The sequence below is a fragment of the Bradyrhizobium sediminis genome (assembly GCF_018736085.1).
GTDB lineage: Bacteria > Pseudomonadota > Alphaproteobacteria > Rhizobiales > Xanthobacteraceae > Bradyrhizobium > Bradyrhizobium sediminis.
This window is the reverse complement of record NZ_CP076134.1, coordinates 927,393-947,692: the sequence shown is the minus strand read 5'-3', so window position 1 is coordinate 947,692 and position 20,300 is coordinate 927,393. Positions and strand designations below refer to the sequence as shown.

Genomic DNA, 20,300 nt, shown 5'->3' with positions numbered 1-20,300 from the left:
CACTGTCATTCCGGGGCGCGCGCAGCAAGAACCCGGAATCTCGAGATTCCCCGATGCGCAATTGCGCATCTGAGGTCTGGTCCTTCGGACCATCCCGGAATGACAACCCGAACAATCCTGGGGGAACACACATGCCGACCATTCTCGGCTCGGGCGAGCATCGCTACCGCGTGGTGGAGAACTGGGCGAAGCTGCCGGCGGGCTGGAGCCTGACCGACGTCGCTTCGGTCGCGGTCGACAGCAAGGACCGCATCTACGTCTTCAACCGCGGCGCCCATCCGATGGTGGTGCTCGACCGCGAAGGCAATTTCATCAGGAGCTGGGGCGAAGGCCTGTTCAACCGCGCGCATGGCCTGCACATCGACACTGAGGACAATCTCTATTGCACCGATGACGGCGACCACACCGTGCGCAAGTGCTCCACCGACGGCAAGGTGCTGCTGACCATCGGCATTCCCCACAAGCCGGCGCCGTTCATGAGCGGCGAACCGTTCCACCGCTGCACCCACACCGCGCTGTCGCCGAAGGGCGAGATCTATGTCTCGGACGGTTACGGCAACGCCTGCGTCCACAAGTTCACGCCGGACGGCAGGCTGCTGAAGACCTGGGGCGAGCCCGGCACCGATCCTGGCCAGTTCAACATCGTCCACAACATCGTCACCGACGCCGACGGCTTCGTCTATGTCGCCGACCGCGAGAACCACCGCGTCCAGGTGTTCGACGGCAACGGCAGATATGAGACGCAGTGGAACAACCTGCACCGCCCTTGCGCGCTGTGCGCTTGCGGCAGCAAGCAGCCCAATTTCATCATCGGCGAACTCGGCCCCGGCATGGCGGTCAACCGCAAGGTGCCCAATCTCGGTCCCCGCCTCTCCATCGTCGACTCCAACGGCAAACGCATCGCGCGGCTCGGCGGCGAGCATGGCCCCGGCGTCGAAACCGGCAAATTCCTCGCCCCGCACGGCATCGCGCTGGATTCCAAAGGCGACATCTATGTCGGCGAGGTCGGCGTCACCGACTGGAAGACCAGTTTTCCGGATACGCCGATGCCCGCGGAGGTCGGCGTGGTGCGCTGCCTGCAGAAGCTGGAGAAGATCTAGCGCATTATTCCGCCATCGCGGGGAGCCGACGCCGCCGATGACGACAGGCTGGCCGAGAATCGGTCGCATCTGGCGACGCGAAACCGGCAATGGCGACCGCTGGCGTCAGCAGCCTACCCGTGCGGCCTTCCCGCGGTTTCTGACGCGTCCGGATGCTGCCGCCAGCGGGTTCCCCCCGCTGGATAAGGCCCTCAATGCTCTTCACAATCCCGTCACGCTGCCTGTAGTATGTCAACGCATGCTGCTTCGCAGCTAATATGGGGGTCAGGAGCGTTTCTTGAACGCACATGTCTCACAAGGCGGTTGGCCGGTACTGGTGCTGAACGCGGACTTCCGCCCGCTCAGTTACTATCCGTTGTCGCTCTGGTCGTGGCAGGACGCGATCAAGGCGGTGTTCCTCGACCGCGTCAACATCGTCGAGCACTACGACCGCGCGGTGCGCAGCCCCTCCTTCGAGATCCAGCTGCCGAGCGTGGTGTCGCTGAAATCCTTCGTCAAGCCGACCACCCACCCCGCCTTCACCCGGTTCAACGTGTTCCTGCGCGACCGCTTCGTCTGCCAGTATTGTGCGGCGCCGGAGGATCTGACCTTCGATCACATCATCCCGCGCTCCAAGGGCGGCCAGACCACCTGGGAAAACGTGGTCGCCGCCTGCTCGCCCTGCAATCTGCGCAAGGGCAACCTGACGCCGCAGCAGGCGCGGATGTTTCCGAGACAGGCGCCGTTCGCGCCGACGGTTCATCAGCTGCACCGCAACGGCCGGCTGTTCCCGCCGAACTATCTGCACGACAGCTGGCTGGACTATTTGTATTGGGACACCGAGCTCGATCCGTAATTTCCAGGCGGCGTTGCTCGCGCCGGCGCCCATATGGACGCCGCGGTTTTCTTCAGTCACAACATCCTTCGTTGCTGAGCAGAGCGTGGCCGGGTACGGCCCGCGCCCTCGTTCGCTGTAAATAAACGGCATCCACAAAAGCCGGATAACGGAGGACCCACATGCTGATTCCCATCGCCGACGTGCCGCGCTGGTATGCCGAACGCAAACCGAAGGATACGGTCGCGGTCAGCCATGGCAAGGACACGCTGACCTGGGAACAGCTCGAACGCGGCGCCAACCGGCGCGCCCGCGCCTTTGCCGCCAAAGGCGTCAAGCCAGGCGATTTCGTCGCCATCGGGCTCCCCAACGGCAATACCTTCTTCGAGACCAGTTTTTCGGTGTGGAAGTGTGGCGCGACGCCGACGTCGCTGTCGTGGCGGCTGCCGCGCGGCGAGGCCGCCGCGGTGCTGGAGATTCTGAAACCCTCGTTGGTGGTCGGCGGCGAGACCGACTGGAATGCGCCAAATCGCCTGCCGGCCGATTTCGTGCCGGAAGGCATGTCGGACGAGCCGGTCAACAGCCCGGTGGCGCGCTACTGGAAGGCGATGACCTCTGGCGGTTCGACCGGACGGCCCAAGGTGATCCTCGACCATCAGCCTGCTGTGGTCGATCCCGATGCAGAACAGATCCTCGGAATCCCGAAGGGCGTGTCGCTGCTCAATCCCGGCCCGCTCTATCACAACGCCCCCTTCATCGTGTCGCATACCGCGCTGTTCGCCGGCGGAAGCCTCACCGGCATGGTGAAATTCCATGCCGAGGAGACGCTGCGCCTGATCGCCGCCAACCGCGTGCAGTGGGTCAACTTCGTGCCGACCATGATGCATCGGATCTGGGCGCTGCCCGAGGAGGTCCGCAACGCCCATGACGTGTCGAGCCTGCAGGTGGTGTTTCACATGGCGGCGCCGATGCCGCCGTGGCTCAAGGAGAAGTGGATCGAGTGGCTCGGCCCGGAACGAATCTTTGAACTCTATGGCGGCACCGAGCGGCAGGGCGCCACCATCATTTCCGGCGTCGAGTGGCTCGCGCACAAGGGCTCGGTCGGCAAGATCGGCGAAACGGCTCGCTTGCGCATCATCGGCGAGGACGGCAACGATGTCGCGCCGGGCGAAACCGGCGAAATCTATTTCCTCCCCAACGACGGCCCCGGCAGCACCTATCACTATCTCGGCGCCGAGCCGAAGCGCCGCTCCGACGGCTGGGAATCGCTCGGCGACATCGGCCGGCTCGATGCCGAGGGCTACCTCTATCTCGGCGACCGGCTCGCCGACATGATCCTGCGCGGCGGCGCCAATATCTACCCGGCCGAGGTCGAGGCCGCGGTGACGGCGCATCCCGACGTGCGCTCCTGCGTCGTGGTCGGCCTGCCGGACCCCGAACTCGGACAACGGATTCACGCCATCCTCGAACTGACCGAGGCTGCCGACGCCACAGCCGTCGTCGGCGGGATGGGCGGTTTCCTGGCCGACCGGCTCAGCCGCTACAAGCATCCGGAAAGTTTTGAAATCGTCGGCGTCGGGCCGCGCGACGATTCAGGCAAGGTCCGCCGTACGATGTTGCGCGACGAGCGCGCGGCATGGCTGAAAGAGGGCCGCGCATTCCGGATTCTGCCCTCGCGCAAACAGACCAGGGAGGCCCAGGTGCGCATGACTGGCTCGATTCTACCTGGCGATTGACCGGCGACGGCCATGCACAGCAAGGCAAACCCGCAGAACTTCAGTGCCCGCGACCGCCATGTGACCCGTTTCCAGCGCGTGTTCCGGTTCCGGGACATCGCGATCGAGAAGCCGGCTCCCATTCGCAGCCGGTATTCAGTCCCGTCACGACACTTTCATGACGGCCGTTTGCGACATAGATTGTCACTGGTTTCGCGCGCACCTCGCGCCCGCCCGGTTGGCCAGGAGATCTCCATGCCCTCAATGACTGAATGGAAAGTGCCGCCCGCGAACCAGCCTCGCCCCGGCGACTACGGCTTCGATCTCGACCGCGCGCTTTCGTCAGTGGTCGGCCTGCATTCGATCATCCCGGCCGATGCCTTCAGCGCGGACACGCTGGGCACCGAGCGCGCCGGCAACGGCGTCCTGATCGACGACGGACTGGTGCTGACCATCGGCTACCTGATCACCGAAGCCGAAACCGTCTGGCTGCACCTCGGCGACGGCCGCGTGGTGGAAGGCCACGCCCTCGGCTTCGATTCCGAGACCGGCTTCGGCCTGGTCCAGGCGCTCGGCCGCATCGACCTCGATCCGCTGCCGCTCGGTTCTTCCAGCGCTGCCCAGATCGGCGACCGCGTCGTGGTCGGCGGCGCCGGCGGACGCACGCGGTCGGTCGCCAGCCACATCGTCGCCAAGCAGGAGTTCGCCGGTTACTGGGAATATCTGCTGGACGAGGCGATCTTCACCTACCCCGCCCATCCGAACTGGGGCGGCACCGGACTGATCTCCTCGCACGGCGAGTTGATCGGCATCGGTTCGCTGCAGCTCGAGCGCGAGCGCGACGGCAAGGCCGAGCATGTCAACATGATCGTGCCGATCGATCTGCTCAAGCCGGTGCTCGAAGACATCCGGAAATTCGGCCGCGTCAACCGGCCGGCGCGGCCATGGCTTGGCATGTACACCACCGAAATCGACAACAGGGTCGTGGTGGTCGGCATCGCCGGCAAGGGGCCGGCGGGGCGCGCCGAACTCAAGGCCGGCGATGTCATTCTGGCCGTGAAGGGCGAAAATATCTCCAGCCAGACCGGATTCTACCGGAAACTGTGGTCGCTCGGATCCGCCGGCGTCGACGTGCCGCTGACCGTCTATCATGAAGGCGTCACCTTCGACGTGGTGCTGACCTCGACCGATCGCGCGAAGCTGCTGAAGGCGCCGCGGTTGCATTAGGGCCGATCGGCAGGCCCGGAATCCGGCTTTTGCGTCGGCGCGCGCTCTGAAATCAGCAGGAAATGGGGAACGCGCGATGAGCGAGGCGGTGGTGGACGACATCGCGGCCGTGCTGCCGCCATTGCTGCAATCGCTGGAATCGCTCGCCTTCATCGCACGCCACCTGAACCCGCCGGATTTCGATCGGGTCATGGAAGCCGCTGGCTCCCCGGATCAGGCGCTGCGGGCTGTCCGTCCGCGGCTCGCGGAGTGGCCGGAGGAATTTTCCGGGATACGGACCTCGCTCGAAGCGGCGAGCGACGCGGCGCTGGCGGCGTTTATGGGATTGCGCGCGGTACAGAACGGCAATGGCGATCTCGTCGCTGTATTTCGCGCGCTGCGCTATGCCCCGCGCGCGCAGGAGGCGCTGTACCCGCTTGCCGCCAAACTGCCGCCGGTGAGCAGCTTCTTCCTCGATCCGGCTTTGCGCGACGACGCCGGCCTGCTGGCGCGCCTCGCCGGGCCGGCCAACGAGGATACCGGCATCCTGCACGATCACAACGAACCCGGCAGCTGCGGCGGCTTCTCGCTCTACGTGCCGGAATACTATACGCCCGACCGCGCCTGGCCGCTGGTGATGGCGCTGCATGGCGGCAGCGGCAACGGGCGCGGGTTTTTGTGGAGCTGGCTGCGCGATGCGCGCAGCCGTGGCGCCATCGTGATCGCGCCCACCGCGACCGGCAGCACTTCGAACAAGAATACCTGGGCACTGATGGGAGAGGACACCGACACGCCGAATCTCCTGCGCATTCTCGATGCGGTGCGGGCGCGCTGGAACATCGATCCCGATCGCATGCTGCTGACCGGGATGAGCGACGGCGGCACGTTCTGCTATGTGAGCGGACTGCAGAGCACTTCTCCCTTCACCCACCTCGCCCCGGTCTCCGCCACCTTCCACCCGCTGATGGCGGAAATGGCCGACGCGGAGCGATTGCGCGGCCTGCCGATCTATCTCGTGCATGGCCGGCTCGACTGGATGTTCCCGGTGCAGGTGGCGCGGCAGACGCACCAGCTATTATCGGCAGCCGGCGCCGACGTCACCTATCGCGAGCTCGACGATCTCAGCCACACCTATCCGCGCGAGATGAACGCGCCGATGCTGGACTGGCTGCGCGGCGGCGAACGGCCGCCTGCCGTAACCATTCCGTGATCCGGTCACGCGAGGGATCGCGCTGGGCAGGGAACCTTTCCACCCCGGCAACGTTGTTGCTTTTCATCGGAGGTTGCCATGCGCATTTTCTTGGGAATGATTTTGGGGGCGCTGCTGCTGGTCGGCGGCGTCTACATCTACGATTCGCAATCGACCTCGACGGTCGCGAACGGCCAGGCGGCATCGGCCAATCGCACCATCGTCAACTGGGACGTCGCGGCGAGCGAATGGAATCTGCTGAAGCGGCGCGCGCACGACGACTGGACCAAGCTGTCGTCGAAGTAATCGCCCTGACATATCCGCGAAAGCCGGGCGCCCTCGTCCTCGACGGGGGCGCCTTATCGTTGCGATGCTACTTCTTCTTCGCCGCCTTGCGCGCATCGGCGATGGCCTGATCGAACTGCGCCATGGTCAGGACGCCCGGCACCCGGAATTTGCCGATGATGAAGGCCGGCGTGCCCTTGAAGCCGAACGCCTCCGCCTGTTCGCCATTGCGGGCGATGATCGCGTCGATCGCCTTGGCATTGGCGGCGAGGTCGCGGTCGAGGCGGTCGAGGTCGATGCCCGCGCCGGCGAGCAGTTCGCGAACCCGCGGCGCGGTCAGCTTCGAGGAGACGCCGATCAGCGCTTCATGCGCCTGTATGAATTTGTCCTGGTATTTGCTGGCCAGCGCCATTCGCGAGGCGAGCACCGAGACCTCGCCGAGGATCGGCCAGTCCTTGAACACCAGGCGGACCTTGCCGTCGTCCTGCACCACCTGCCGCAGCTCGGGCGCGAGCTTGCGGCAGTAGGGGCAATTGAAATCGAAATATTCGACGATCGTGATGTCGCCATCGGGATTGCCGGCCACAGGAATGTCCGGATCGCGCAGCACCAGCGCTTCGGTCAGCACCTTTTCGCCGCCGTTCTGGGCGGCTGCCGAGCCTGGCGCGATGTCGAGACCGAGCAGTAGCGCGCCCGCCCCGAGCGCGCCAAGCGTTCGGCGCCGGGTAAGCGGCCGAAACAACCGGTCCGGCTCGATCGATTTTGTCATTGTGGTCTCCCGGCCGGCGCGCGGCATCTTCTGCGTTCAGGAAAAATACGTGCTGCGCGCCAACATATAGAGCGCCACTGCAATAATGACAGCGGCAAACACCAGATTAAGTGCGCCGCGCCGCGCTGCCAGCAGCTGCGCCAAACGGGTGCCGATCAATCCGCCGGCGATGCCGCCGGCGATGAACAGCCCGGCGAGCCCCCACGAGATCAACCCGGACCAGGCGTAGCTGGCCGCCGTCGTCAGGCCGAACGCGGTCACGGCGACCAGCGATGAGGAGATCGCGTTCATGATCGGCATGCCCGTCGCCAGCATCAGCGCCGGCACGATCAGGAACCCGCCGCCGATGCCGAAAAAGCCGGACAGCGTCCCGGTCGCCAGACCGAGGCCGACAATGGCCGGCGTGTTGGTCCAGCTCATCTGCACGCCGGGCAGGCCGACCCGCGCTCGCGTCTTCAGCATCAATGCGGCGATCACCAGCATCAACAGCGCGAACAGCGCCAGCAGCTTCTGGCCATCCATCATCTTGCCGAGGATCGAGCCGGCGAGCGCGCCGACGATTCCCGCCGCCGCGAAGGTCAGCGCGCACGGCCACAAGACGGTGCCGCCGCGCGCATGGTTCGACAGATTGACCGCGGCATTGGCGGCCACCGCGATGGCGCTGGTGCCGATCGCCACATGGGGATTGGGCACGCCGACCACATAGACCATCAGCGGCACCGCGAGGATCGATCCGCCGCCGCCGACCAGGCCGAGCGAAAATCCGACCAGCGCTCCCGACGCCAGTCCCAGCACGCCCTGCATCACCGAGATCATTACGCTCGCAACCTCGCTCGCACGGCGTGATTCCTGGAAGAAATTTCTCCAAACTCCTACGCTGGCAGCATGGAAACTGCAACGCGGCCGGTTGAACCGGCCGCGCTGCCGGGCAAAAGGCGCCTACGCCGAGCCCTTCAGTTTCTTGGTGCACTCGCTGTAATAGCCGCCGCCCTTCTGGATCCATTTCAGGCCGCCATTGGCGTTGGCGGCCTTGTTGGCGTTGTACTGGTCGACGCAGGTGTGCATCCGCGCCTTCCCGGCGGTTTCCTTGGAATATTTCGGATCGACCGCGGATGGGAACACCGCTGGGCCGGCCGGCGCCGCCGGCGTTGCGGCAGCCGCGGCGTCCTTCTTCGGCTTGGCGGCCGCCTCTTTCGGCGCGGCGGGCGTAGCGGGCGCGGCGGCCGGCGCCGCGGTGGCGTCCGCACCGCACTGCGCCTTGCGGAAGTCGTTCCACTTCTGGCCGTCGAGCGTGCCGGCGGTCTTGGCGGCCTGGTATTTCGCGCTGCATTCCTGCGCGGTCAGGGCTTGCGCCGACGATGTCGCCGCGAACGCCGTCAACGCCGTTACCGCAACGGCCGAGAATAATTTGACTTGAAAGCTCATTCTTGTCTCCCTGGGCATGGCAAATCCTTGAGGCCCCCATCCTAGCGCAACCGAAGCGTGCGACAACATCGCGGGGCCACGATTCGGTCAACATTTTGCAAGCACTGCGCGTGCAGAAAGTTTGCAGAGGGTGGCCGCGCGGGAGGGAGGAAAGCGCATTGCTGCAGTCGCATGAGCGCATTTGTCCCGCGAGCGCGGATTTGCCATAAGGCGGCGTGAGCCTGATCCCCGCATCGATGGCGGCTGCGTTTCCCAGCCGCGCCAGAATTCTCAACGTGCTCGAGACGCTCGCGATCGGCGCCGCCGGCGGCGCGCTGTTTCTTTTGCTCAACCTGCCGGGCGGACTGATCTCCGGCGCGATGATCGCGACGGGCATCGCCGCGATCGCGGGCCGACCGCTCGCCATGCCGCCGATCCTGACCCAGGCGGTGCTGCTGCTGCTCGGGATCACGCTCGGCTCGCTGGTGTCGCAACAGATGCTGCACAACATGGGCGCCTATCCCCTGACCATCGCGCTGCTGGCGCTGGCGACGTTCTGCGCGACCTTCGGCTCCAGCCTCTATCTGCAGCGCATGCACGGCTGGGACCGCACCTCGGCGCTGCTGGCCGGGAGCCCCGGCGCGCTGTCGCAGATCACCATGCTCGCGGTCGAGAAGGGCGCCGACGTGCCGGCGATCGCCGTGGTGCAGACCATGCGGGTGATCATCCTCACTGCCGCACTTCCCTTGCTGCTGGCGTTGATGGGGGTCGCCTCCTCCGCGCCGCCGGCTGCAGCGGGGACGATCGCCTCCCCGCTCGAACTGACCGGGCTGATCGCGGCCTCGGTCGCGGTGGCGCTGGTGCTGCGGCTGTTGAAATTTCCGGCAAGCTGGATGTTCGGCGCGATGATCGGCTCCAGCGTGCTGCATGGCAGCGGCATCATCGAAGGCGGCCTGCCGCCGTGGATGCGCAACGTCGCGCTGGTCGGGATCGGCGCGGTGATCGGCACCCGCTTTGCGCGGATGAAGACCAGGACCCTGCTCAGTCATGTCCATGCGGCGCTGGGATCGTTCACCATCGCCGTCGGCATCTCGGCCGTCTTCGTCGCGGTGATCGCGCTGACCACTGATGTGCGGGTGGCCGACATCATCGTCGCATTCGCGCCGGGCGCGATGGACGCCATGCTGGCGCTGGCGCTGACCCTGCATATCGACCCGATCTTCGTCGGCGCACATCATCTGTCGCGCTTCGTGTTCGTCAGCATCACCACGCCGGGCATCGTCCATCTGTTCGGGCGGCCGCAGGAGGATGTCGACGATTGAAGCGATTCTTGTCCACCTACATCTCGTCGCCCCGGCCTTGAGCCGGGGCCCACAACCACTGAGTTGAGTGGCGAAAAAGATTGGGGCTCCAGCTTGGCGCAACATCAACTTCGGTGGCTATGGGTCCCGGCTCAAGGCCGGGACGACAGAAATTACTCCCGCGGCGCGAGCCGCCCGGGTTGTGCTGAAATCTTCCGCCCCTGAGAGGGCGCGGGGAATGCCGGGCGCCCGATGCGCCCGATAGCCGCGCGTGCAATGATAGTGGTTGCCCGTCGGGTAGTCACATCGACGTCAGCGGCGCTGCAGCCGAAGAATCCCCCAGCCTGCGATCGCGGCCATCAACAGCGAGATCAGCGCGTTGTAGCCGGCCAGCGACAGGCCGAGAAAGCGCCACTGCACCTCGTCGCAGCGGACCACCTTCACGGTGTCGAGCCGCTCCAGCAGGCTGCCGGCGCTGCCGAGATTGACCACCGGACCCGAGCACTCGGTCGGCCCCTGCCAGAATTGCCATTCGACGCCGGCGTGATAGGCGCCGAGCCAGGCATTGCCGAGCGCGGCGAGCGCGAGAATGGCGAGCCCCGCCAACAGCACGGCGCGCGGGGTATCCTTCACTGCTGCGAACGCCACCAGCGCGCCGAGCGGGATCGCCAGATAATAGGCGTAGCGCTGCTCGAGGCAGAGCGGACAGGGACGGATATCCAGCACCAGCTCAAAGAACCACGCCCCCGCCAGCGTCGCCGCGGCGATGACGGCAATCGCCAGCGCCGCCGCAAACGCGGGGTGGGCTTGCATGGGCACATGCGACTGGCTTGCGGTGGCGTTCAGCGTCACGATCGTCTCCTGTCCACCGCGTCGTATCCTGCAGCCACGGCGCTGTCGAGGCGAGGCGCGATCACACTGGAGTGTCTTTGGACGGCTGGGGGCCTTTGGCGCGCCGTTTCGGGTAACGAAGGATTGGAAGCGGCTTCCATACCAGCGGGTTGACCCGCCCTCACCGGCCGCTATATTCCGCCCGCTTCACGACATCAGGCCCTCCGGCCGCCGTCGCGAATGCCCCTGTGGCGGAATTGGTAGACGCGCTCGACTCAAAATCGAGTTCCGCAAGGAGTGCTGGTTCGATTCCGGCCAGGGGCACCATAGGATTTTATTCCTTACGCATTTTTAGCTAGATGCTCTCTGAAAACCTAGAGCGTGATACGGCCGGGAACACGGCGGCGCCCGCGATCGGGTGCAGAAAACGTCGACGTGTCACGACAGGCCCGCCCTTCTGAGGCCGTCCACATAGGCCTCGATCTGCTCCGAACGCTTGAGGTAGAATAGGTGTTTTCGGGCGAATGCGAGTGAGAATTCCGGCTTGATCCTCATGAGATCGGCCACTGCAATCCGCGCTTGGTCTTCATCGCCGAGGTGGCCCAGGGCCGCCACAAGGTGTGCCCGGGCCCAGTATTGCGCATTCGGTATCTGGACCGATTTACGTGCCCAAGAAGCGGCTTCCGTGAACTCTCCGCGAAACAGATGGGCGAGCGAGCGATAAGAGTAGAACGCCCAGCGAAATGGATCGTGAGGGCTGAGCCTTATTGCAATCTCAAACTGCTCGATCGCCTCGTCAAGCCGCCCTTCGTAGGCGTAGGAATCCCCAAGTCCACAATATGTAACGGCCAAAGACGGATTGAGTTCCAGTGCGTGCTGAAGCGCGTCGATCGCCTGACCATACTCGCGCCGTGCCAAGTGAACGCGGCCCAAAGTAAAGAAACCGTTCGCATCCTGATCATCCAGCTCGATGGCCCGTTGCGCCGCATTCAAGGCATCGTCCATCCGCGCATCGTCCGGCGTGACGTCGAAATATACCATGCTGAGAACGATTGCGTAGGCCAGTCTCGAATGGGCGCCGCCATAACCAGGATCCAGCTCGATGGCCTTGCGAAGCAACTCCTGGCACTGCAGATTTCCCTCCCGCGTGAACTTGTAGAATTCCGCAATGCCAAGCTGATAAAAGTCCCATGCGCCACGATTCTTGCGAGGCCGTCTCTCGGCCTTTTTCTGCTCGCTCAGACCCAGCTCTGCTTCGATGCGGCACGCTACAATCTCGGAAATCTCGTCCTGAAGCTCGAAAATGTCGACCATGTCGCGGTCAAATCTTTCCGACCAGACGCTCTGCTCCGTTTCGGCATCGACAACCTGGACGGTGATGCGGAACCGAGATCCGGCCTTGCGTATACTTCCCGTCACCAAATACGTAGCATTGAGTTTTTCACCGATGACCCGGATGCTGTCCTTCGATCCACGAAAAGCAAACGCTGGATTGCGAGCGATAACGGTCAACCACCGGTTCTTGGCCAGGGCCGTGGTTATGTCTTCGGTGATTCCATCGCCGAAGTAATCCTCGGAAGGGTCTTGGTTCAAGTTTGCGAATGGCAATACTGCAACCGATGGCTTGTGCGCCACCGGCGACATTTCACTCTCCACTCTCCCGTCGGCGCTTTCATCGACCGCATCAGAACCGACATTCTCAATCGCCGCGACAAACCGGAAACCACGACCATGAAGGGTCGCTATCGTGTGTTGCGAAACGCCATCGTCGCCGACAGCGCGGCGCGCCGCTTTGATCTGGCTACTGAGTGCCGAATCAGAAACGATCCTTTCGCCCCAGATTGCAGCGAAAATCTCTTCTCTTGTGACCGTTCGATTTGCGTTACGCGCGAGAAAGACGAGGAGGTCGAATACCTGGGGTTCAACCGCAATCCGTTCACCCGCTTCCCGAAGCTCGAAGTGGGCGGTGTCGAGTTCGAAGTTGCGGAAGCGAATCACATACGCAGAGACGGCGTCCGCCCCAAAGTCGACGCGATATGCCTGGATAGGCCGGTTGATATTCTTCACCGTCTGCTCGCCAAGGGATATGAACCGCACCGGAACATTGGCACCGATATGGTCATGGACCTGCTTCGACAGCACGATGCCGCCTGGCTGTGAAATGCTTTCAAGACGGGACGCTACATTGACACCATCGCCGTAGATGTCGTCTCCCTCTACGATTACGTCACCGAGGTGAAGACCGATCCGAAATTGCAATCCATGCATCCCGTCCGCCATGCGGCGGCGTGACGCGAATTGCCGTTGGATCTCCACCGCACACTGAAGGGCCCCGACTACGCTCGGGAACTCGGCAAGCGCGCCGTCTCCCATCAGTTTGACCGTGCGCCCGGAGTGGCGGGCAATGGCAGGGTCGATGATGTTCGAGCGCGCATCCTTGAGGAGACCAAACGTACCCTGCTCGTCGATTTCCATTAGACGGCTGTAGCCGACAACATCCATCGCAATAATGGTCGTCAGTTTGCGTTCCATGGTTTCGCTCGCATCCCTAGCTACGCCGAACCTGCTTCCTCCGCCTCGATTACCGCTCTCCAACTAAGCTAGCTAGATTACTGCGCGACTGTGGTGCACCTGTGACCCTGTGACTGGCGGTCTTACGATCCAACTCAATCTTCAGCGTATCCATCGAACAAAGCGGTTGACAAGTATCGCTCGGCAAAACTCGGCAGGAGGGTGACAACCGTGCGCCCCTTCATCTCGTCGCGTTTTGCGACGCGCATGGCGCAGGCTAGTGCGGCTCCTGATGATATGCCAGCAGGTATGCCCTCAAGCGCGGCCAGCCTGCGGGACGTTTGTATTGCTTCGTCGTTGCTCACGAGGAGAACTTCATCGATGAGGCTGATATCGAGAACGTCCGGCACGAACCCCGCTCCGATGCCCTGGATCAGGTGTGGCGAATGCGTTCCACCGGACAGCACCGGGCTATTTTCCGGTTCGACTGCGATGATGCGTATGCCGGGATTGCGAGCTTTCAGCACCTCTCCGACGCCCGTGAGCGTGCCGCCCGTGCCGACGCCAAGAACAATGGCATCGACGACGCCGTTAGTGTCGCGCCAAATCTCCTCGGCCGTGGTTCTGCGGTGTATCTCTGGATTCGCCGGATGACCGAACTGCCAGGGCATGACAGCTTTTTCGGTTGCGGCGATGATCTCCTTGGCCTTCTCGATGGCGCCGCCGATGCCCTTCTGACGGGGAGTGAGCACGAGTTCCGCGCCGAGGAATCGCATCAACTTGCGGCGCTCGATCGAGAAACTGTCAGGCATGGTCAGGATGCACCTGTAGCCCTTGGCGGCGCAGACGAAAGCGAGCCCGATGCCCGTGTTACCCGACGTTGGCTCCACGATCACGCTTCCCGGGCCGATGGTACCGTCAGCTTCCATGGCCTCCAGCATCGATACGGCGATGCGGTCCTTGACGCTGGCGAGCGGATTGAAGAACTCGAGCTTGGCCAGCACTTCGGCCTGGCATCCTGCCTCCCGCGCGAGCCTCCCGATACGGACCATCGGGGTGTTACCGATCGTTTCCAGAATGCTTCCGTAGACGCGGCCACGCCCAGGCTTGTCCAACACTACAGGTGGCAATATATGCTGCTCGATCATGAATGTCTCCCTTGCTATTGAGGATTGATTGCGCTGATGACCCAGGAGGAGCTGTCCATGACCACTCCGTCTGCAGCCGTTTTCTGACCGTTGATTGCCGCGGCCAGCGCGGACTCGATATCGGTCCGCTTTGATTCCGCCAGGGCGCCAGCTTCTCTAAAGACCTCGCCGGCTGGACCGATTGCCAACTGGAAGGCGATGGCGTCGTCGACATCCTTTCCAACCATGACGGGAGCGTCGACCCTGCGGAATTCGATCCGATCATAGCCGGCGGAGGTCATCATCGCCCTGACCACCGCCTCGTTCGCCATCGAGAAGGGACCCGGACCACAGGTCAGGGCGTCTGTGCCTGGTGATGGCAGGTACCGAAGAACGACATCCTTTGCCATCGACAGCCAGGGATTGTCAGCCCGATCGCGCCAGACGATATGCACCATCCGTCCGCCCGGCCGCAGGGCTTTGCGCATATTGCGCATACCGGCAACCGGATTGGCGAAAAACATTGTGCCGAAGCGGGCGAAGACGAAATCGAATTGATTTGTCGGAAGTGCAGTTTCTGCGTCTGCCCTCACGAAACAAACATTGGTGAGGCCTCTGGTCCTGACTTCCGCCCGGGCGTAGTCCAGAAAGGCCTCACAGCAGTCCACCCCGACAACCCGGCCGCTCGGTCCCACCAGCTCGGCCAGCCGGATCGCTGTGTCGCCAAATCCGCAACCCACGTCCAGGACGTGGTCGCCCGGACGTACCGGTAGCGTGGGAAACACCGCCTCGCTGTGACGTGACAGACCCCCGACCAGTATGTGTTTGAATCGGATGAATTTCGACGCCAGGACCTCGTTCCAAAACCGAACGAATTGACTGTCTTCCGTCGTTGGCGTGATGTTCAGTGCTGTGTTGCTCATGGGCCCGTCTCTCTCGTACCTTGTCTCGAATTGAGAATGGCCAAAAGGTAGTCTGCCCGCGTCTTGTTTGCTTGGCGGCCGCCTGAGGGATGTCTGGCCTTTTCGTGAAGAACGGCCGGAGAATTCGCCTTGGCTCACCTAAGGGCCATGAAGCTGCTAGAATGGCGCCGATCACGCCGGTGATCATCGTGATCAGCGTCGCAAGCGTTGAACCCGACGCCGGCGTTGCGGCCGCAGCCTCGCCCGCGGCCGCAGCCCCGGTCGAACCCAAAGCCCCCAGATTGAACGGCAAGTTGAGGCAGCGGCATCAGCAGCGTGATGATGAGATCGGCCGACGTCCCCCATGAACATGGCTGTCGCCAAATCCGCTCCCGGGGTTAAACTGCATTCGCCGCGGGAAGGCGGCCGGGGCACGATAATGAGTCTGCTGAACGACCAGGGGCCTTCGCAGGTCATCACGATTCTGCTTGTCGAAGACGACGCGCCGACATCGTGGCGGCTGCAGGACGCGCTTGCCAAGGCCGGCTTCCAGGTTACATCGGCCGCGACGCTCGCCGAGGCCCGCGCCAGCCTGGCGCAAGCCGGCCCAAAGGTGCTGCTGACCGATCTGCAGCTGCCGGACGGCCACGGCATCGAGCTGATCCGCGAGACGCGGCAACGCTTCCCCGACACGGAAATCATGGTGATCTCGATTCTCGGCGACGAAGAGAGCGTGATCTCCGCCATCACCGTCGGCGCGACCGGCTATCTCCTGAAGGATGCATTTCCGACCGACATCGCGGCCACGGTCCACGAACTGGTTGCCGGGCATTCGCCGATCTCGGCGTCGATCGCACGCTTCATCGTGCGCCGGACCCAGAGCACGCCGGAGCCTCCGCCCGGCCCGCAACTCAATACCGCCAGGCTGACGCCGCGCGAAATCGATATCCTGTGGGGCATCGCCAAGGGCTTCAGCTACGCCGAGATCGCCGGCCATCTCGGCCTGTCGCGCCAGACCGTGCCCGGCCACATCAAGAACATCTATCGCAAGCTGGAAGTCCACACCCGGGGCGAGGCGGTGTTCGAGGCGCTGCAGCAAGGCTTGATCCGGTTGTGACGGACGCCGCGCCGCCCGCCACTTCATCCGGCCGTCGCCGCCGGCCCGAGCGGGCCGCGCTGCTGATGCAGTATCTCCTGCTCCAGGCGGTCATCGTCGTCTTGTGCCTGTTCGCGCTGCGCATACCGCCGCCGGAGCCCTCCTCGCGCTATCTCGTCACCGATTTCAGCCTCAAGGAGAACGGCGCCGAGCGCTCGGTGACGCTGCCGCATTTCACCGCCTCGCGTTATCAGTTGAACGATCCGCCGCTCTACAGCGGCCGGTTCACATGGCCGGGCGGCGAGCCGCAAGGCGCATGGTCGGTGTTGCTGCCGCGCTTCACCAACGGTGTCGAGGTGGCCGTCAACGGCGTCGTGATCCTGGACAGCCGGCGCAACCCCGCCGCCAACCGGCCCGATCGCAACACGCCGGAGATCGCGGTGATCCCGGCGTCGCTGCTGCGCGAGGGCGCGAACGATCTCGCCATACGGCTGTTCGTATGGGGCCCGATCAAGGGCTTTCTGGATCGCCTCTATGTCGGCCCCGACGCCATGCTGCGGCCGAGCTACAACGCCCGGACGCTGTTGTTCGTCACCCTGCCGGTGGTGTTTTCGGCATGGCAGGCGATCCTCGCCGTGATCCTCGGCATCATGTGGATGATGCGGCGCCACGAGCCGGCCTATGGCGTGCTGGCCGCGGCGATGGCGATCGGCGTCGGCCAGGCGTTCTTTCAGACGCCGATGCAGGATTCGCCGTTCTCCAGGCTCAACGCGATGCTGATCTCTTCGGCGCCGCTGGAGAGCGCTTTCGTCCTGACCTTCGCGCTGTTGTTCTTCGGCTGGAAATGGCCGCGCTACGGCTGGCTCATTTTCACTCCCGGCCTTGTGGTCGCAGCAGCAGGACTGTTCGGCGATGCGACGCTGAGCCGCGAAGCCTTCCTGCTTGTGGGGGCGCCGACGGTCGGCCTTTGCGTCGTGGCGCTGGCGCTGATCGCCGCCCACGCAGTATGGCGGAAACAGGACGCCATCAGTCTCATGCTGGGCTGCGCGCTGACCATCGTCCTGACCTGCTGGGCGCTCGACCTGCTCTCGGTGCTCCAGCTGATGCCCAACCGGCGCATCCTGCTCGCGCGGCTGTCCTATTCGGCCATGCTGGCGGCGATCGGCGCCGGGCTGACCTGGCGCTTCGCCCGCGCGCTCAACCAGGTCGACGGCTTTGCCGCCAGCATGGTGACGCTGGTGCGCGAGGCCGAGGACAAGCTGAAGGCCAGTTTCGCCCGCGAGGAAGAGCGCGCCCGTGCGGCGGCGCTGGCGCGGGAGCGCACTCGCCTGATGCGCGACCTGCATGACGGGCTGGGCGGCCAGCTTGTCTCCATCGTCGCGCTGAGCGAGCGCGGCAATGCGGGTGCGGGAATCGGCGAAGCGGCGCGGGCGGCGCTGAGGGATCTTCGCGTCGTGATCGATTCGATGGACGATATCGGCGGCGACCTGATGCTGGCGCTCGGCTCGTGGCGCGAGCGCGCCATGGCACAGCTGCGGCCGCACGATATCGCGCTGGATTTTGCGGTGAGCCCGCAGGGCCTGCCGGTGCATCCCGAACTCAGGCCAGGGCACGTCATCCAGATCGTGCGGCTGTTGGACGAGGCGCTGACCAACGCGATCAAGCACGCCCGCGCGCGGCGCATCACGGTCAGCATCGAGACGCTCACCGATGCCGCGGGCCTGCCGCGCGGCTGCATCGCCATCGAAGACGACGGCAAGGGATTCGAGGTCGCCGCGGATGGCGACGCGGCCGGCGGCGGCCTGAAAGCGGCGCGCGGCTTGCGCAACATGCGAAGCCGCGCCGCCCGTTGTGGCGCGGAACTGGAGATCAGCTCCGGCACCGGCGGCACCCGTGTCAAACTGACATTGCCCCGCCGCTTTCCCGACAGCGACACCGCTGCCGGCTGAAGCGGTTTAGCGACGGCCGACGCGGTCGACCGGACCGCCACGATTCATCGGGGTGCCGGCGCGGACGCCCACGCCCGGTGCGCCGACGCCGGGAGTCGCCACCGCGGCGGCGGCCACCGGTGCGGCAACCACAGGCGCGACCACCACGGGCGCGGTCGGCCGCACCACGCAGCCCTTCGGCACGCCCACGGTCTTGCAATAGACGACGGCGGCCTCGGCCGAGCCGGCGCCCAGCGAAACCGACGCCAGTGTCGAAAGCACCGTCAAGGTCAACCCGGCGCCCATCCATCCTGCCTTCTTCAACATCTCATCTCTCCCGATTGGACGTGCAGTCTTGCGAGGACCGATCGATCTTTCGCAGCCGACGCACGACGATCCATGGGCCATGGCCGCGAGCGGCGACATCCCATGAAGATGGGGGAGCCGGAATCGCCCCGGCGGCGCTGCGCATCGTTGATGCCATGAACATGGCATGGACCGCGATGGCGGCCCCGGCGAGGTTGCGGCCGGTTCAATCCAGGCCAACCATTTTTTCAGGAGAGGTAATCATGAACAAGTCATTGTTGCTCGCAGTCGCCTTGCTGACGGCCGGCGCCGCATCGGCGGGCGCGCAATCGGGCCCCAGTCCGCAGGATCAGATGGCCTGCCGTTCCGATGCGGGTAAATTCTGCGCCGAACACGTCGGCAAGCCGCCGCAGATGAACGCCTGCCTGCGCGAGAACAAGACCAAGCTTTCCGACTCCTGCCGCAAGGTGGTAGAATCCCGCGGCGGCTGAGTTCGCGTTCGTCGCTTTGCGCGGAGGAAAGGGCGAGCCAGTACGCCGCGGGGCTCCTCGGCTTTATCGCTGGCGTCTCTGGAATACTGGGTCACCCGCTTTCGCGCGGGTGACGACAGCCTGTGTTACTCGGCAAACCGCCAATTTGCGGGCGCACCCCGCCTCAGATCATCGAGGCGACTTTTTCCAGGCCGATGATGCGGGCGAGCGAGCGCACTTCGCGCTTCTGGTCCTCGCGCAACTGGAACAACAGCGGCATCGCCGCCGATTTCAGCTGCTGGACTTCTTCGGCGTCGGGATCGATCGGCGTGCCCGTCGCGTGCGGATCCGTCTTGCGGGTGGCGTGGATCTTGCGGGCGATGGCGCGCAGCGCGTTTTCCACCCCCGGCCAGTAGGATTCCTGGTCGGGCGAAAGTTTGAGGCGCTCCTTGATGCCGGCGATCTGCACGTCGCTGAGCAGCGCGTAGGATTTCTGCGGCTGCGGCCTGGCGGCCGCCTTCGGCTTCGGCGCCTGCGGGGCCGCGATCTGCGGCGGAACGATATCGGCGGGACCGGCGGCAGCGAAAGCCTGGCGCAGCGGCTCGCTCAGGATCGCGGTTTGCTGCGGCTCGTACGAGGCCAGCGCGACGGGAGCGGCAACCGCCAACTTATCCTTCTTGCTTGCCTTGTTGGAGACCGGGTTCTGGATGACGGAAGCGGCGGCCATTTCCAGCCGGGCGCCCGGTATGCTGTCGCGGCCGAGTATGCTGGTGGCGGCGGCGCCGACGACGAGAAAGCAGGTCATCGCAATGATCGTGATGGCTCGCGTCAAGCAGCTCTCCGTTTCCTCAAGCGACATGATCACTTTCCCGATAACTGGGCATTAATTATGGCGTAACCACGCCGGCGTGGCGGCGGTCGCCAATTCGGGCGGAATCGCCGCCAAAATGGTTAATTTCAGGCCGCAACGGCCAGATCGTAGGCGTCCTGGATGTCGGCGACGATGTCGGAGGCCTCCCAGAGCGCGTCCGGCGCGACCGAGCGCAGGCTGATGGTCCAGTTGCCGCCCCTGGAGGTGCGGGGCGTCGAGACGATGTCGAACTGCACGCTGCGGCACAGCGGATGCCGCTCGAGCGCATAGGCGACCCGGGCCCTGATCTCGTCGATAGTGGCCGGGGTTTTGGCAAAAAGTGTCTCGAAATCCATCTCGCATCCCCTCGAACGGACTTGCGGCCCGGCCCGCTGCGATAAGCGATGGCCGGTCCTGGACCTGATTCTTGGAGCGAGATGGTTAATGACGCCTTAAGCGACGCCTGTCCGTAGAACCACGGCGCGCACGGCGCCGC

General features: G+C 64.5%; 21 protein-coding genes and 1 tRNA gene. 12 read left to right on the top strand and 10 right to left on the bottom strand.

All coding sequences use genetic code 11. From position 1 onward, the window contains the following. Positions 1–131: 131 nt before the first annotated feature. The 6 genes from KMZ29_RS04530 to KMZ29_RS04505 all read left to right on the top strand — a co-directional run bounded on the left by KMZ29_RS04530 (position 132) and on the right by KMZ29_RS04505 (position 6,330). Positions 132–1,100 (top strand): peptidyl-alpha-hydroxyglycine alpha-amidating lyase family protein, encoded by a 969-nt coding sequence (locus KMZ29_RS04530; protein WP_215622636.1) that lies wholly within the window; start codon positions 132–134, stop codon positions 1,098–1,100. 277 nt (positions 1,101–1,377) lie between these two features. Beyond that, a complete protein-coding gene (locus tag KMZ29_RS04525; RefSeq protein WP_215604922.1) occupies positions 1,378–1,935 on the top strand; it encodes an HNH endonuclease in 558 nt (185 codons plus the stop codon). Between the two features lie 161 nt (positions 1,936–2,096). Further along, complete coding sequence (locus tag KMZ29_RS04520; protein ID WP_215622635.1) at positions 2,097–3,650, top strand: AMP-binding protein; 1,554 nt, start codon at positions 2,097–2,099, stop codon at positions 3,648–3,650. A 234-nt stretch (positions 3,651–3,884) separates the two neighbouring features. Then, positions 3,885–4,856, top strand: a complete 972-nt coding sequence (locus tag KMZ29_RS04515; RefSeq protein ID WP_215622634.1) for a S1C family serine protease — start codon at positions 3,885–3,887, stop codon at positions 4,854–4,856. Between the two features lie 76 nt (positions 4,857–4,932). Beyond that, positions 4,933–6,045: a carboxylesterase family protein gene (locus tag KMZ29_RS04510; protein ID WP_215622633.1), complete on the top strand. Its 1,113-nt coding sequence runs from the start codon at positions 4,933–4,935 to the stop codon at positions 6,043–6,045. 78 nt (positions 6,046–6,123) lie between these two features. Further along, a complete protein-coding gene (locus KMZ29_RS04505; RefSeq protein ID WP_215604918.1) occupies positions 6,124–6,330 on the top strand; it encodes a hypothetical protein in 207 nt (68 codons plus the stop codon). 67 nt (positions 6,331–6,397) lie between these two features. On the opposite strand, the gene KMZ29_RS04500 is transcribed toward KMZ29_RS04505, so the two are convergent. From KMZ29_RS04500 to KMZ29_RS04490, 3 genes are all read right to left on the bottom strand, one after another. Continuing rightward, positions 6,398–7,078 (bottom strand): DsbA family protein, encoded by a 681-nt coding sequence (locus KMZ29_RS04500; protein WP_215622632.1) that lies wholly within the window; start codon positions 7,076–7,078, stop codon positions 6,398–6,400. Between the two features lie 36 nt (positions 7,079–7,114). Then, positions 7,115–7,894 (bottom strand): sulfite exporter TauE/SafE family protein, encoded by a 780-nt coding sequence (locus tag KMZ29_RS04495; RefSeq protein WP_215622631.1) that lies wholly within the window; start codon positions 7,892–7,894, stop codon positions 7,115–7,117. A 123-nt stretch (positions 7,895–8,017) separates the two neighbouring features. Beyond that, positions 8,018–8,503, bottom strand: coding sequence for a hypothetical protein (locus KMZ29_RS04490; protein ID WP_215622630.1), 486 nt, complete (start codon positions 8,501–8,503; stop codon positions 8,018–8,020). Between the two features lie 215 nt (positions 8,504–8,718). Here KMZ29_RS04490 and KMZ29_RS04485 point away from each other — a divergent pair, with 215 nt between their 5' ends. Then, positions 8,719–9,804: an AbrB family transcriptional regulator gene (locus KMZ29_RS04485; RefSeq protein WP_369810076.1), complete on the top strand. Its 1,086-nt coding sequence runs from the start codon at positions 8,719–8,721 to the stop codon at positions 9,802–9,804. A gap of 291 nt (positions 9,805–10,095) precedes the next feature. Here KMZ29_RS04485 and KMZ29_RS04480 read toward each other — a convergent pair whose 3' ends face one another. Next, the gene (locus tag KMZ29_RS04480) at positions 10,096–10,596 is read right to left on the bottom strand and encodes a disulfide bond formation protein B (protein ID WP_215624136.1); all 501 of its coding nucleotides are present in this window, start codon (positions 10,594–10,596) and stop codon (positions 10,096–10,098) included. A 260-nt stretch (positions 10,597–10,856) separates the two neighbouring features. On the opposite strand from KMZ29_RS04480, the gene KMZ29_RS04475 reads away from it, so the two are divergent. Beyond that, positions 10,857–10,941 (top strand) — tRNA-Leu (locus KMZ29_RS04475). Between the two features lie 111 nt (positions 10,942–11,052). On the opposite strand, the gene KMZ29_RS04470 is transcribed toward KMZ29_RS04475, so the two are convergent. From KMZ29_RS04470 to KMZ29_RS04460, 3 genes are all read right to left on the bottom strand, one after another. Continuing rightward, positions 11,053–13,146: a tetratricopeptide repeat protein gene (locus KMZ29_RS04470; protein ID WP_215622629.1), complete on the bottom strand. Its 2,094-nt coding sequence runs from the start codon at positions 13,144–13,146 to the stop codon at positions 11,053–11,055. 134 nt (positions 13,147–13,280) lie between these two features. Then, entirely contained in the window at positions 13,281–14,273 is a 993-nt protein-coding gene (gene cysK, locus KMZ29_RS04465; RefSeq protein WP_215622628.1) for a cysteine synthase A, read from the bottom strand. Positions 14,274–14,287: 14 nt separating this feature from the next. Next, positions 14,288–15,175, bottom strand: a complete 888-nt coding sequence (locus KMZ29_RS04460; protein WP_215622627.1) for a class I SAM-dependent methyltransferase — start codon at positions 15,173–15,175, stop codon at positions 14,288–14,290. A gap of 161 nt (positions 15,176–15,336) precedes the next feature. Here KMZ29_RS04460 and KMZ29_RS04455 point away from each other — a divergent pair, with 161 nt between their 5' ends. The 3 genes from KMZ29_RS04455 (at position 15,337) to KMZ29_RS04445 (ending at position 18,199) form a co-directional block, all read left to right on the top strand. Further along, entirely contained in the window at positions 15,337–15,522 is a 186-nt protein-coding gene (locus KMZ29_RS04455; protein WP_215622626.1) for a hypothetical protein, read from the top strand. A 71-nt stretch (positions 15,523–15,593) separates the two neighbouring features. Next, a complete protein-coding gene (locus tag KMZ29_RS04450) occupies positions 15,594–16,271 on the top strand; it encodes a response regulator (RefSeq protein ID WP_215622625.1) in 678 nt (225 codons plus the stop codon). Next, a complete protein-coding gene (locus tag KMZ29_RS04445) occupies positions 16,268–18,199 on the top strand; it encodes a sensor histidine kinase (protein ID WP_249779822.1) in 1,932 nt (643 codons plus the stop codon). Before KMZ29_RS04450 ends, KMZ29_RS04445 begins: the two co-directional genes overlap by 4 nt. Positions 18,200–18,205: 6 nt before the next feature. On the opposite strand, the gene KMZ29_RS04440 is transcribed toward KMZ29_RS04445, so the two are convergent. Continuing rightward, positions 18,206–18,505, bottom strand: a complete 300-nt coding sequence (locus tag KMZ29_RS04440) for a hypothetical protein (protein WP_215622624.1) — start codon at positions 18,503–18,505, stop codon at positions 18,206–18,208. A gap of 242 nt (positions 18,506–18,747) precedes the next feature. Between KMZ29_RS04440 and KMZ29_RS04435 the strand changes: the two genes are divergently transcribed. After that, positions 18,748–18,975, top strand: coding sequence for a cysteine rich repeat-containing protein (locus KMZ29_RS04435; protein ID WP_215622623.1), 228 nt, complete (start codon positions 18,748–18,750; stop codon positions 18,973–18,975). Positions 18,976–19,138: 163 nt separating this feature from the next. Here the strand turns inward: KMZ29_RS04435 and KMZ29_RS04430 are convergent, their stop codons facing one another. Then, on the bottom strand, positions 19,139–19,786 hold the full coding sequence (locus KMZ29_RS04430; RefSeq protein WP_215622622.1) for a hypothetical protein: 648 nt from the start codon (positions 19,784–19,786) through the stop codon (positions 19,139–19,141). A gap of 125 nt (positions 19,787–19,911) precedes the next feature. Next, positions 19,912–20,160, bottom strand: coding sequence for a hypothetical protein (locus tag KMZ29_RS04425; RefSeq protein ID WP_215614668.1), 249 nt, complete (start codon positions 20,158–20,160; stop codon positions 19,912–19,914). Between the last annotated feature and the right edge of the window lie 140 nt (positions 20,161–20,300).